This is a genomic window from Hungatella sp. SB206 (assembly GCF_051132295.1).
GTDB lineage: Bacteria > Bacillota > Clostridia > Lachnospirales > Lachnospiraceae > Hungatella > Hungatella effluvii.
On sequence record NZ_CP096603.1, the window covers coordinates 5,921,113 to 5,935,000 of the forward strand.

Genomic DNA, 13,888 nt, shown 5'->3' on the forward strand with positions numbered 1-13,888 from the left:
CTACGATACGGAGCAACTGTTTAATTTACCACTTTCGCCACACAAAATCCCGCCTCCAGGATCTCTTCTTTAAAATCACAGTCAAGATGTATGCAGGTAATCCTTCCTCTAAGGGAAGGATCCGCCACCATCTTCAGTGCATTGAAATTGCCATGCCCCGATTCAGCGGGTGCATAATTGGCGGTATCCAAATAGAGGTGTGTGAATTTCCCCGACCTCAGTCCATCAAGCATCTCACTGTCAACCAGCCCGCTGTCTCCACTATAATAGATTGTCTCCTCTCCGTCACCAATCTCATACCCGAAACACCCCATAGAGGGATCGTGATACACACGTCTCGCCTTAATCCCTAAAGGCAATTTCTCCGGCCACCAGGCAGTATATTCATAGATTTCACGATCAATCCCACATAATTTTAAATATACATTCAACCGCTCATCCGGATAGAAAACCTTGACACGAATTCCCTTTTTAAACCAGGAATAAGCAATTAAATCTCCCAGACTGCCAATATGATCTGTGTGCATATGGGTAATAAGAACAGTAATGTGGCGAGCCTCCTTATATTCAGACAACTGATAGAGTTTGTGGAACACGAAAGACCCGCAGTCTATCAGATATAAAGTATCACCATGCAGGAAAAAGGCAGCTGTATTGCCCAGTTCCGGATAAAAAGCCGCTCCTGTTCCCAGGAAATGGAGTTCTAACATCTTGTGATTTCCGGCGCCTTCAATATTCCGGCTGATTGGAGGCAGTATTCATAGGACCAGGCATCCCCCTCGCTCCTCCAGTATTCCGGCGCCGCTTTATGGTCGGAATCATCACAATTATGGAGTGCACCAAATGTATTTAACCTGTTTCCAAACGCCGTAATGTCTATGCGCTGTTCTCCTTTCTCAATTTTTTCCGTTATCAGCTCATACGGTGAAAATGCGATATTCCCCTGCTTCTTCTCACGATAATCAACACGGAGAACCGGCGAACGAAACTTTCCCACCTTGATTTTCATCGGATGTCCTTTCCCTATAACACTTATGTGATAGGTCACATTTCCTCCATAAAACGGAAGTCCCTGTACTGTCCAGTCCCCGAAATCCAGGAAACCTGAAAATGTTGTCACCACTGCTCTGCGCCCAGTTACCTTAACACCAAACCCACCCAAAAGAAAAACCGCTTCCAGATTGGTCCTGCTGCCAAATGAACGGACCATACGAAGTTCATTCCAGCCCTTTTTCAGTCCCCCTAAAGCTACTTTTCGAATCCTTTTGTCCACATACCAGCCAACCGGCTCTCCTGTAATAGGATTCCCCTGCCAATAAACTTCAGTCTCTTTCGGCCGTTCCAGGGCCAGCCATACCTCCCTGACCTCACACTCCGAGTATATAAAGTAACGCAGTTCAACTTTGTGTATTTCTTCGTCCTCCTTCTGCTTTACCCATGGCTGAGGCCATGCCTCCATGCGCAGAGGATATCCCAGCCGTTTCCGTATTTCATTGTCAATCCTCAGTATTTCCTCTTCTTTCTTCCATTCCTCACCGTCCAATGAATACTCCGGCATATCTAATACGAGTACGTTCGGCTCAGACAGGGACACTCGCGTTCGTTTGCAGTATTGGACTTCCTGGCCTCTGCTTCCCCCTCTCTCCCCTTCTTCTCCAGCCTTTTCTCTAACTGCATATCCTTCTTGGCTTGCCTTCTCTCCTTTTGTCCGTGTCTCCTGCCCCTCTCTAAAAAATGGAGTTAAATGGATCAATACGCTGTCGTGCTCATAAATTCTTACCTTTGTCTCTGTCCATCCATCAAGGCCTGGCCGCGCTTCCATATCTTCTCCACAACCACTCACAGCATCCAGCCGCCGGCATAACCAACTCCCCCTCATTCGCACGGTTATAATCCGTGCTCTGGCCATATCCTTTTCTTTCGGGTTCTTTTTGTGCGCCATAAAAAGAAAACGTTCTGTTCCCTCTTCCCGAAGCTGGCAGATAACATCATCAATTCTCCCACGCCCCTGCTCGAATAATTCAACCTCTGAAAACTCCTGTAGTTCACTCAACAGGCTGCTTCTGATAAACGGAATTGTTTTACACTGCTCCGCCAGCCTCACTCCTTCACTGGAAAGCGTTCCATTCACACAGGCCGGAATTCTGCCACAAAAAACAACAGCGCCTCCCCCGCTGTGAAACTCCTTTAGTGCCTCCAGTGTCTCCCATCGGATCGTCTCCATATTTGGTACAATAACCACACGATACCTCATTTCCCCTACAGAAAAACCAGCCCCGGCACACCCTCTGTATAATTCCGGAAGCAGCGCCTCCGATATGAAATCAAAATCAAAACTGCCTCCGATCAGCCAGTCCGTCAATTGCAAAAACTGCTCATCCAGCTCCCTTACCCGTTCTCCCGTCTTTTCCAGTGTTCCCCAATGCAGCCAGCACGTTTCTATCGGATGAATTACCCCGATTCTTATAACTGCATTCCCCCGGCTCATGACAGACGAAATCCGGGCAAAATAGTCTTCCATCAGCCGATACTCCTGATACCATGGGGACTGGTAAAAAATAGAGGCAGGATAATCCCTTTTTGCTTCCCCTTCCATTGATGTCCAGGAAAGATGAGGTGCACGCATTGTAACCCCCAAAGCTGCCTGCCAGTCACCCTGATGCTTATGCCCCCGAAAATCATAGTCCCAGTTCGTTACCCCGAACAGTTCACTGATCATATCGGATTTTCCATATTGATGAACGATGCTCTGCGCCTGTTTTGCAGTCGTATACTCATGCCGGTCGCAGAGAATGTCGATACCGGGAATTTCAAATGCCGGATAAATGCGCATCGCCTCCCCCACATACTGGGTCTGGGACGAGAGGAGCGGTTCCTTCATAAGATGACCGGTCAGAGCCAGTCTATGGTTCCTGCACCACTTACCAATCTGTCCGGCATAACTTTCGGCAAACATCTGGCTTGTCAAATCATGATAACAGTACCTGGCCAGGGAAACTCTGTCCTCCCAGTCATAGAACAATTCCGGCAGTGCATCCATCAGGTCAAAATGGTATTTCTCCAAAAACAGCTCTGGAAGTACATCCGTAAAAGGGAGAATGACCGTTTCCCGGCTTTCTATCCCCTCCGCCCGCTGCTTCGGTGTAAACTGAGGCTCATCCGTGAATATTCCAGGGATCATGCAGCCAAATTTATCGCCAAGCTTTAGACGGTATCCCTCATAGGTTATATCAATAAACTGCTTTATCGCTTCCGTATTTAATGTATCCACATACGACTGGCCATTAAACCATGGATTATTCCCTGAGATTTCCAGGTAAGCCCACCACAGAAAGGTCTGCTCTCCCTCCTCCGTCTGTGCCTTACGTAAGTTTATATCCTCCAGTTTTCGATACGATTTTAAATAACCATTCTTTCCAGTTACTTCATATATACCGTAAAATTTTCTTTCTCCACTCCTGACAGGGGCCGCAGAGGAAGTAAAACCTCTGTTCTCCACAATTTGTCCTTCCCTAAGCGGCTCTGGAGACCAGACCAAAAAACGGCTGCGGTTCGCCTTCTCCTTCGTCACGAGACCTCCTGCAAAGCCGGAAGGCCACCGGTCCTCGTCATAAAGCCACGGAATAAGCCCTGTTTCTTCCGCGCGGCTGCACGCATAATCAATTAGATCCATGAATTTTTCGCCTAAATAGGGGATATTCAGCCCCGTTCTGCTGTGAAGAAATACCCCTCCCATTCCCATCTCCTTAAAAATAGAAAGGCCGAAATCGATGTCTTCCTTTGTCATCTCTGTATTCCACGCCCAGAATGGAAACCCCCTGTATTCCACCGGCGGGTCTGCAAATATCTCTTCTGAAAATTCTTTCTGATTTACCCGATACACCTTACTACCTCCAACTCATCCCACCGAACCACGTTCAATATACTCCGATGGAGACACTCCCGTTACTGCTCTGAATATTCTGCTGAAATAGAACTGGTCCTTATAGCCCGCCATCATAGCGATATCCTTAATAAACATCTGTGGATTCCTCTCCATGATGCGTTTTGCCTTCTCAATGCGGACTGTGCGCAGATAGATATTAAACGATTGCATCCCATATTTCCGGAATATCATGTTTAAATAGGACTGAGACAGTCCGAATTCCCTGCAAACCGTGGAAACCGTGATATCTTCCGCCATATGCTGGTCAATATAGCACTTCATCGTGTCTAAAAACTGATTAGAATCCAGTTTTACTGCCTCTCTGTCCTCCTTCCAATACCGTATAAAGATACTTTTTAAGCTGTCGAACAGTTCTTCTACACTGCCAGCATAGTAAAATGCATCCTCCATCATCATCTCATCCTCAAATACATCCCCCCTAAAGTTCCTGTACTGCTGAATTTTAAGCGCCAGCTGCCTCACGAACCGCTCCAGACAGAGCTGCGGATAAGCCGCCCTTTCTGTACTCTTTATAAATTCCCATAGTCGTTCTAAGAGCATGTCATACTCTTTCTTCTCCAGGAAGCGTTCCATGCTCCTTAACGCCTCCTTATCATAGAGCTCCTTCCTCTTGTCCATGTCCTTTTCGCCTTCCTCCGCAAAAAATCTTTGGTTGACCCCTATGGACAGGCGGCTGTTTAAACTTCTGTATATCTGCTCCATAGCCTTAGGAACCCAGTTTCTTTCCACGGCCTTCTCTATCATCACCGTAGTCACAAAGTTGCTGTCATTCTTTTTTCTGAATGCCTCCTTCTCAATCATAAAACTGAATGCCAGATCGTTAAGTGCATTGGCAGGACAGATATAGAGAGCCTCCCTCTCATCACGCCCATACACAAATATCGTATCTTCCAGCTCAGAGAGCATTTCCATTCCATAATTCCCGGTAAAACGCCTTGGAAGCCCATTTTCCCGAATGACAGCCAGATAGTATTCCTCTTCCGGAAAATATGCTCTGATTTCATCCTCATCGGCCTTTTCTCCGGCCACCACCTGACGTACCAGTACTTTCCGCTGTTCATACATCCTGCCTTTCAACTTTTTAATAATCGGGGCAGCTGATGTTACAAAATTAGCTGGTGTCATTGGTTTTAAAACATAATCAGAAACTCCGATCGAAAGAGCTTCTTTTACATATTTAAATTCCTGATAACCGCTTACCAGAAGAATCTGTGCCTCAGGATTCATTTCCCTGATGGCCTTTACCATAAGAAGGCCATCCATAACCGGCATCTTAACGTCACTTACCACCAGATCCGGTTCCAGCACCTGGTACTCCGCTAGACCTTCCAGTCCATTTTCCGCCGTTCCCACCACGTTCAAATCAGGACATTTCATTTTTATTATATTGCAGATATACTCCACTGCACTTGGCTCATCGTCCACTACCAATACTCGAAACATCTTCCCCCGCTCCTGCCGATACTGGCACCGTTATGACTACGGTTGTCCCGCTTTCCAGTCCCATAATCTCCAGTTTCACATCATCGCCAAAAAACAGTACGAGACGAGCATAGGTATTAAGCAGACCCATACCGCCAATTTCCATCTCGATGTTTTCATGACGGTTTAGCAGACTATCCCTCATTCGTATCATCTGCTGTTCCAACTGTTCCACCGTCTCTTTTTTAATCCCTTCTCCGTTATCAGTGAATACCACAATCCAGTGTTCTCCCGACTCCGTAAGCTTTATGGTAACAGTTATCTTCATCACGTCATTTTTCCCGTTAAACCCATGCTTAATGGAATTTTCTACAATTTGTTGAAACGCAATTTTAGGTACCAGCTGACTGCCAAGCATCTCATCCACCTCGATAAGATATTCCAACTTATGCTGATACCGAAGCTTCATCAGATACAGATACTGCTTCAAATAGATTAACTCCTCCGCTATCGTGGCATAACGTATTTTATTGCCAGTGGCATAGCGAAGCATACCGGACAAGCTTCCACAAATTTCACAGATGGTTTCGTCCCCCAGCATCAGTCCCCTCGAAGAGATAACGTTCAATACATTATGAAAAAAATGAGGATTAATCTGAGCCTGCAGAAGATCGTATCTTGCCTGAAGCTGCAGATAGGATAAGTTCTTCTCCTGAATCAGGGATTCCTTCAGTCTCCGTAAAATCCTTTCATATGTATTCGTAAGAGCTGTAATCTCGTCCATGCTGTTCTCTATATGGATTGCTTCCCCCATATTCTCTGTATTAGTCTGCTCCATCTGCCTGCGCAGCTCGTTAATCGGCCGCGCAAGATTCTGTGATATACGGACAATAAACAAGATAGACAGTGACACGAAAAGAAGCAGAATCCAGAATGCCATCCATAGTGGACCGGACATCTTCTGCGTAATGACACGTCTGTCCTCTGCCAGCAAAATTGTAACTCCTGTAAGTTCAGAGTAGACACTGGACACGATCTCATTACGGCCCGTCACAGGGTTCTTTCTATCCGTTACTGTGTGCTTCTCACTCTTACCCAGCCCCTCATAGTACTGCATCATCTCTTCGTTTTCAAGTCCATATAGGGCGCCTCCCCCATCGTATACAGCGGCTACCCGAATATTGTCATCAAAAATCTCAAAGATGCGTTTCAGCGAATCTTCTGTCTTCTGTACCTCTAAATATCCCATATTGCTGCCTAAAATCTCCCGGATGACCCCATATACGACAGGTGAGGTCTTCATTCCCCAGGGATCCTCATGAGGCAGAACCAGTCCTGTCCTTCCTTTCTTACCCGTAGCGCCTGTTATCCATACCTCCTGTTCCTCTGGAATCATATTTTTGATCTTTCGTTCATCAAAATCATAGCTTGCAAATATGTCGCCACGATTATTATAAATTAAAACCCTGTAAAAATTTTTCACAATATGGTAGGTGTTCAGTCTGATCATAATCTTCTTTTTCGCTTCTACCCGATAATCGCTGTCCTCATAAATGGTAGCCAGAATTTTTAAATTATCCAGAATCACAGGGTCAGAAAGAAGAGACTCTGTCATCTCCTGCATGGATCGGTATTCCATCTCCAATTGCTGCATCATCTGTCCTGACAGGGTCTGTAAGTAAGAATACTCCTGTTCCGCGTACCGTTTTCGGGAGGAATTATAATACAGCACAATTATAATCACCACAGATATAAAAAGAAGAAGTACATAATTCAACAGAATTTTTCGCTGAAACCTCATACCATTCCCCACCTTTTCCGGGCGTAGCTGACCTTATGCCTCAACCTAGCCTTTGACCGCCCCCGCCGTCATACCATCAACAATTCTATCATTCAGTATAAAGAAAATTATGAGCATAGGCAAGACAATCAGTATCACATCCGCAAATAATAAATTGTAAGAACTGGAAAATTGCCCCATAAAACTGTATAGTGTCAGCTGAAGCGTTACATTCTTTGTTCCTGGAAGAAAATACAGCGGATTCATAAAATCATTAAAAACGGAAACCATATTGAGAATCGTAACTGTGGCACTCACTGGTTTTAGCAGTGGAAATACAACCGTCCAGAACATCTTCCATTGGGAGCATCCATCGATATATCCGGCATCCTCCAGTTCAATGGGAATTGATGCCATAAATCCCCGATACAGCATGACAGTAAACGGAGTATGAAGCGCCACCTCGATAAGAATCATCCCCACCATAGTTTTGTAAAGGCCTACACTTTGCAGTACCCAGATCGTAGGCATAATGGCTGGCGGCACCATAAGGCCAACCAGAATTACAGCGTTTGCGGCTGTAATTTTTCTGTCGCTGCGCCTCTGCAGCACATATCCGGCCATAGATGAAAATACAACCAGCAGCAGAATGGAAAAGAACGCCAGAATAAAGCTATTCTTATACGCCCGCAGCAGCATATAGTTCTGCTCCTTTATGACGTCAAGAAAGTTTTCAAAATGTACGCTTTCCGGTAGTGAAAGCCTCAACTGGTTAGCCGATTTTCTGTCTTTTAAAGAATTAACGAGCATAAATAAAAAAGGAATAACAAATATAATAAACCCCGATACAACACCGACTGCAGTCGCTGCAAAACACCGTATATTTTTCTTCTTCATTTTAACTGCCCTCCTATTCTTCACGGCTGATCAGAAACTTCTGCAGAGGATAAGCAATGAGTCCAATTACTACCAGCATAATAACGTTTCCTGCTGTAGAGAGGCCGTAATATCCCGCGGCGAACTGTTTATATACAGAAAGTGCGATTACTTCGGTTGCAGTCCCCGGCCCTCCCTCTGTCATGGCTTTAATTAAGTCAAATGTTTTCATACCTGTCACCAGCGCCAGGATAATAACAGAATTCATTGCCGGCCGGCATAATGGCATTGTGATATAACGCAGAAGCTGAATCCCTCTCGCTCCATCCACCTCCGCCGCCTCATAATAAATCCTGTCTATGGCCTGGATTCCAGAAATAAAGATGACCGTTGCGACTCCCAGTCCTTTCCATACATCTGTACCTATAACAGAAAATAATGCAATATCCGGGTTTCCAAGCCAGTTAATCCCTTGTCCTCCTAAAAATATAATAACTTTATTAAACAATCCCCTGGATGGATGCATCAATGCCGCAAATGTAATTCCTACAGCAACAGAACTGACCAGATGAGGAAAAAACACCATTGACCTCAGGGTTCTTTTTAAGCGGATATTCCCGGTTAGATATACGGCCAGAAAAAAGCCCAGCACGACTTTTATGGCACAAGTGGAAAACGCGTAGAGAAACGTGTTGATGATGCTACGGCTGAGCGCTTTATCTTTAAAGAACATTTTAAAATTTTCCAGTCCTACAAAAGTGACATTCGTAAAGCTCCAGACTGTCAGGCTAAAATAAAGAGAGATAATAAGTGGTAATATAAAAAGTCCGATAAAAACCACCAACGTAGGCGCTAAAAACCATCCGGAATATCGTTTTTTCTGTTTCAAAACTCTCACCTGCTTTCACAAAAGAGGATGTTTCCACATCCTCTTTTATTTTCAATCACTTATTTTGAATCAACTATTTCCAATCGAGTCCAAGCTGAAGCGCCTGGAGCTTACAGTCCTCGTCATAATCGGAAGCGGCCTCTTTTCCAGTAGTTAGACCAGATATCAGTGACTGCGTAATAGTAGAACAATTCGCACCTTTCACTGCTGTCTCAAATTCCATGGCAACTTTTGCTTTATTATGATCAAAGTAAGCCTGCATATCATTTTTTACTGCATCATAAGAGTTATCCGGAAGAGAGTACCCCTTAATACAGTACGGACCATCGGGAAGTATTGCTCCCGCGTATGCATTCAGTGCTTCGTCCGAAATATAGAACTCCATAAAGCGAAGTATGTCGTCCTTCTTATCGGAATTGATATTCCCATAAAGGGAATTGGGCATCCAAACGGTCAGGCCATGATCATCCGCCTTATCTCCTGGAACCCCAAATACACCTATCTTATTAACCGTGTCTTCTCCATATAAAGAATAAATATTGGACAGAGCCTGCGTCAGGCTGATCCAATGAGCCCCCTCTCCGTTAGCCAGCATATCGCAAGCTTCATCATATGTAGTTGCCGTGTGTCCTTCCTGCAGATAGCCCCACGCATCTTCATATTTCTCCCAGCTTCTTATAGCCGCCGGATCTGAAGCATATTTTGCATTTCCTTTTTCAAATTCTGCTACAAAATTTGGATTGGCTGACACCAGGTTATAGTGGTCACCTAAGAACAGCACCTGTGTCATGGATTTTTTTGCCGTAGAGCTAATATAGGCGGTATACCCCGCTGCTTTTATCTTCTCACAGTTAGATATGAATTCAGCCCATGTATCAGGGATCTTCAATCCCAATTCTTCATAAATTGGCTTATAGTACATAACTGCACCTGCCTGCGTAGATGCAAATGGAACACCATAGACAGCCCCATTTACAGTAACAGAATTCTTATAGGTCTCATCATACTTTTCTACAAAAGGCTGGTCGGTTAAGTCAATAAAATACTCAGAAGGATTTAATGCGTCCAGCAGAGAACCTGAGTTATATACCAGCAGGTCCGTCATCTCTCCAGAGGCAAGTCTCGTCTTAAGCACACTGTCATCTACCTTGTACTCGATCTCAATCGTAATTCCAAGCTTTTCTTTCGCTAGATCGCACACGGCCTGGAGTCCGTCTAAAGATACGTTGTTGTCAATCAAAAGAGATAATGTCACGTCTTTCTTTTCCGCTTGTGTGGTTTCCTCTTCTTTTGCAGTTTCCTCTGCTTTCGTGGTCTCTTCTGCTCTTGTAGTTTCTTCTGCGCTTGTCTCCACAGCTGCTGTCTGGTTTGCAGAGCCGGAACATCCGGAAAGAGAAGATACTGCTGTCAGTGCAGCCAGTGTCCATGCTAAGATGTGTCTGTTTTTTCTCATAAAATACCCTCCTTCAATACTGATTACCATTGTCTATTTACAGAAGCCTGTTAAAGTATCCTTATTATAGCATACCGGCCTTAACATACGACATGGACAATCCGCCAGAGTTGAATGCAGAAATTCATCTCTTCTCTTTGGAAACGCATTGCATTGGCAGCAGAATTAAAAAAGCGGATTTCCATATCTTAGAAATCCGCTTCCGTATTAGTTTTTGTGCACTGTCGAATCTGTATCTGCTACCGGAAAATAAACCGTATACATCTCTCTGCCAATATTTTTCAAAGGCTTGAAACAGAAATTCCGTTCCTGTCCTACCGTCCGGTAATCCTCCTTCCAGTGCTCCCACTCCCGCTCATGGGAAGGAGTCAGGATCGACTGTGGATTGTCCTTATTTCCGTGAAACCGGACTTCATCGGTGGAGCCAGCTCTCTCCAGCCGTCTGTCCTCCGGTTGCGAAGCTTCCCCGCCTGTTTACAGCCAGCTGCCAGTAGTTCTCCACTACTTTTCTGTATTGCTCCTCTCCTGTCATTTCATAGGCTCTGGCACATCCATGAATCTCCGGTATTGTCGCATTGGCGTTATAAAGGTAAACTATGCAGCTGGATGAAAAAAACGGATTTCCATCTCTGGAAATCCGTTTTCTTACATAATAAAAGCGCGAGACGGGGATCGAACCCGCGACCCCAACCTTGGCAAGGTTGTACTCCACCACTGAGCCACTCGCGCTTATTCTATAAAAACGAAGCGACTCTCATCTCTCCGTTTTCTCTTAGGGCATATACCCTCAAAACCACACATTGTACATATCTTTCATCCGTTCTTACTTCCTCTGCCATTTCTGACAACCTAAACCAACTTGGTTAAGCCCTCGACCTATTAGTGACAGTCAGCTCCACATGTTGCCATGCTTCCACCTCTGCCCTATCTACCTCGTCGTCTTCAAGGGGTCTTACTCTTGCGATGGGATATCTCATCTTGAGGGGGGCTTCACGCTTAGATGCCTTCAGCGTTTATCCCTTCCCGACTTGGCTACCCGGCCATGGGTTTGATACCCAACCGGTACACCAGAGGTCAGTCCATCCCGGTCCTCTCGTACTAAGGACAGCTCCTCTCAAATATCCTACGCCCACGCCGGATAGGGACCGAACTGTCTCACGACGTTCTGAACCCAGCTCGCGTACCGCTTTAATGGGCGAACAGCCCAACCCTTGGGACCTACTTCAGCCCCAGGATGCGATGAGCCGACATCGAGGTGCCAAACCACTCCGTCGATGTGAACTCTTGGGAGTGATAAGCCTGTTATCCCCAGGGTAGCTTTTATCCGTTGAGCGATGGCAATCCCACTTTATACCACCGGATCACTAAGTCCTACTTTCGTACCTGCTCGACCCGTCAGTCTCGCAGTCAAGCTCCCTTATGCCTTTGCACTCTTCGAATGGTTTCCGTCCATTCTGAGGGAACCTTTGAGCGCCTCCGATACTCTTTCGGAGGCGACCGCCCCAGTCAAACTCCCCACCTGACATTGTCCCCCGGCCAGGTCATGGCCGCAGGTTAGAAACCCAATATCGCAAGGGTGGTATCCCAACAATGGCTCCGGTAAGACTGGCATCCTACCTTCTTAGCCTCCCACCTATCCTGTACATGCGACACCGAATCCCAGTATCAAGCTGGAGTAAAGCTCCATGGGGTCTTTCCGTCCTGGCGCAGGTAACCAGCATCTTCACTGGTACTTCAATTTCACCGGGTGCATTGTCGAGACAGCGCTCAAATCATTACGCCTTTCGTGCGGGTCGGAACTTACCCGACAAGGAATTTCGCTACCTTAGGACCGTTATAGTTACGGCCGCCGTTTACTGGGGCTTAAATTCAAAGCTTCGGATTGCTCCTAACCTCTCCTCTTAACCTTCCAGCACCGGGCAGGCGTCAGCCCATATACCTCACCTTTCGGTTTTGCATAGACCTGTGTTTTTGCTAAACAGTTGCTTGAGCCTATTCTCTGCGGCCCACTCTCGTGGGCACCCCTTATCCCGAAGTTACGGGGTCATTTTGCCGAGTTCCTTAACAATGCTTCTCCCGCCGGCCTTAGGATTCTCTCCTCATCCACCTGTGTCGGTTTACGGTACGGGCACGTATTACACAATAGCGGCTTTTCTTGACAGCCCCTATACCAACTTCCCTACTTTTGTTCGGTACGCATCACGCTTTCCTGTTGCTAGACGGTTTTTCCAGTCTAACCAGTCCGGCGCTTGCCCCGGTCTTTTCATTCCCGGGTTTGGCTTCGGTTCTGTGTCCCCACAGTTCTGATAATACGCGGTACAGGAATTTCAACCTGTTGTCCATCGACTACGTCTTTCGACCTCGCCTTAGGCCCCGACTTACCCAGAGCAGATCAGCTTTACTCTGGAAACCTTAGATATTCGGCCTGGAGGATTCCCACCTCCATCTCGCTACTCATTCCGGCATTCTCTCTTCTTAACACTCCACGCCTCCTTACGGTAACGCTTCTTCGCAGTTAAGAATGCTCCTCTACCAATTGACTTACGTCAATTCCTAAGCTTCGGTGTTGTGTTTCAGCCCCGGACATTTTCGGCGCAGGACCTCTCGACTAGTGAGCTATTACGCACTCTTTGAATGTGTGGCTGCTTCTGAGCCAACATCCTAGTTGTCTTTGAAATCCCACATCCTTTTCCACTTAACACACACTTTGGGACCTTAGCTGTAGGTCTGGGCTCTTTCCCTTTTGACTACCCAACTTATCTCGTGCAGTCTGACTCCCGTACATCATTTATGCGGCATTCGGAGTTTGATATCTCTTGGTAAGCTTTGACGCCCCCTTAAGAATTCAGTGCTCTACCTCCGCTAAACTAATACGAGGCTAGCCCTAAAGCTATTTCGAGGAGAACCAGCTATCTCCGGGTTCGATTGGAATTTCTCCCCTACCCACACCTCATCGCCACCCTTTTCAACGGATGTGCGTTCGGTCCTCCATTTCCTTTTACGGAAACTTCAACCTGGACATGGGTAGATCACCCGGTTTCGGGTCTGCCTGAACTGACTTATTCGCCCTATTAAGACTTGGTTTCCCTTCGGCTCCACACCTTCAGTGCTTAACCTTGCCAGTCCCGGCAACTCGCCGGACCGTTCTACAAAAAGTACGCGGTTCCACCTAAAATGTGGTTCCACAGCTTGTAAACACAGGGTTTCAGGTTCTTTTTCACTCCCCTCCCGGGGTCCTTTTCACCTTTCCTTCACAGTACTATGCGCTATCGGTCACTAAGGAGTATTTAGCCTTGGGGGGTGGTCCCCCCGAATTCCCACAAGGTTTCTCGTGTCTCGTGGTACTTTGGAATCTGCTCGCTCTCTTCTGGTTTCACATACGGGGCTTTCACCCTCTGTGGCCGGTCTTTCCAGGGCCGTTCTGTTACCATACGAGTCACTTTTAGCAGTCCATAACCCCGGCATGCACGCACGCCGGTTTAGGCTCCTTCCATTTCGCTCGCCGCTACTTTGGAAATCGAG

The 13,888-nt window shown here is 46.3% G+C and carries 8 protein-coding genes, 1 tRNA gene and 1 rRNA gene (1 of these 10 cut by a window edge); all 10 read right to left on the reverse strand.

Features of this window, described 5'->3' with window-relative positions:
* Positions 1-20: 20 nt before the first annotated feature.
* Positions 21-710 (reverse strand): MBL fold metallo-hydrolase, encoded by a 690-nt coding sequence (locus tag M1L66_RS26255; RefSeq protein ID WP_434688815.1) that lies wholly within the window; start codon positions 708-710, stop codon positions 21-23.
* The gene (locus tag M1L66_RS26260) at positions 704-3,883 is read right to left on the reverse strand and encodes a hypothetical protein (protein ID WP_434688816.1); all 3,180 of its coding nucleotides are present in this window, start codon (positions 3,881-3,883) and stop codon (positions 704-706) included. The genes M1L66_RS26255 and M1L66_RS26260 overlap by 7 nt, the downstream gene beginning before the upstream one ends.
* A gap of 15 nt (positions 3,884-3,898) precedes the next feature.
* A complete protein-coding gene (locus tag M1L66_RS26265; RefSeq protein ID WP_187024583.1) occupies positions 3,899-5,389 on the reverse strand; it encodes a response regulator transcription factor in 1,491 nt (496 codons plus the stop codon).
* Positions 5,361-7,169 (reverse strand): sensor histidine kinase, encoded by a 1,809-nt coding sequence (locus tag M1L66_RS26270; RefSeq protein WP_434688817.1) that lies wholly within the window; start codon positions 7,167-7,169, stop codon positions 5,361-5,363. The genes M1L66_RS26265 and M1L66_RS26270 overlap by 29 nt, the downstream gene beginning before the upstream one ends.
* A 45-nt stretch (positions 7,170-7,214) precedes the next feature.
* Positions 7,215-8,045, reverse strand: coding sequence for a carbohydrate ABC transporter permease (locus tag M1L66_RS26275; RefSeq protein ID WP_110326140.1), 831 nt, complete (start codon positions 8,043-8,045; stop codon positions 7,215-7,217).
* A gap of 13 nt (positions 8,046-8,058) precedes the next feature.
* A complete protein-coding gene (locus M1L66_RS26280; RefSeq protein ID WP_434688818.1) occupies positions 8,059-8,757 on the reverse strand; it encodes a carbohydrate ABC transporter permease in 699 nt (232 codons plus the stop codon).
* 229 nt (positions 8,758-8,986) lie between these two features.
* Complete coding sequence (locus M1L66_RS26285) at positions 8,987-10,366, reverse strand: ABC transporter substrate-binding protein (protein ID WP_187024580.1); 1,380 nt, start codon at positions 10,364-10,366, stop codon at positions 8,987-8,989.
* 412 nt (positions 10,367-10,778) lie between these two features.
* A complete protein-coding gene (locus M1L66_RS26290; RefSeq protein WP_434688819.1) occupies positions 10,779-10,898 on the reverse strand; it encodes a hypothetical protein in 120 nt (39 codons plus the stop codon).
* Positions 10,899-11,023: 125 nt separating this feature from the next.
* Positions 11,024-11,095, reverse strand: a tRNA-Gly gene (locus M1L66_RS26295).
* A 130-nt stretch (positions 11,096-11,225) separates the two neighbouring features.
* Positions 11,226-13,888: ribosomal RNA gene (locus M1L66_RS26300) — 23S ribosomal RNA — on the reverse strand; it runs 228 nt beyond the window's last position.

Coding starts and splice junctions, on each gene's coding strand:
- M1L66_RS26255 (WP_434688815.1), bottom strand. CDS start 710: ATGTTAGAACTCCATTTCCTGGGAACAGGAGCGGCTTTTTATCCGGAA.
- M1L66_RS26265 (WP_187024583.1), bottom strand. CDS start 5,389: ATGTTTCGAGTATTGGTAGTGGACGATGAGCCAAGTGCAGTGGAGTAT.
- M1L66_RS26270 (WP_434688817.1), bottom strand. CDS start 7,169: ATGAGGTTTCAGCGAAAAATTCTGTTGAATTATGTACTTCTTCTTTTT.
- M1L66_RS26275 (WP_110326140.1), bottom strand. CDS start 8,045: ATGAAGAAGAAAAATATACGGTGTTTTGCAGCGACTGCAGTCGGTGTT.
- M1L66_RS26280 (WP_434688818.1), bottom strand. CDS start 8,757: ATGTTCTTTAAAGATAAAGCGCTCAGCCGTAGCATCATCAACACGTTT.
- M1L66_RS26285 (WP_187024580.1), bottom strand. CDS start 10,366: ATGAGAAAAAACAGACACATCTTAGCATGGACACTGGCTGCACTGACA.
- M1L66_RS26290 (WP_434688819.1), bottom strand. CDS start 10,898: ATGACAGGAGAGGAGCAATACAGAAAAGTAGTGGAGAACTACTGGCAG.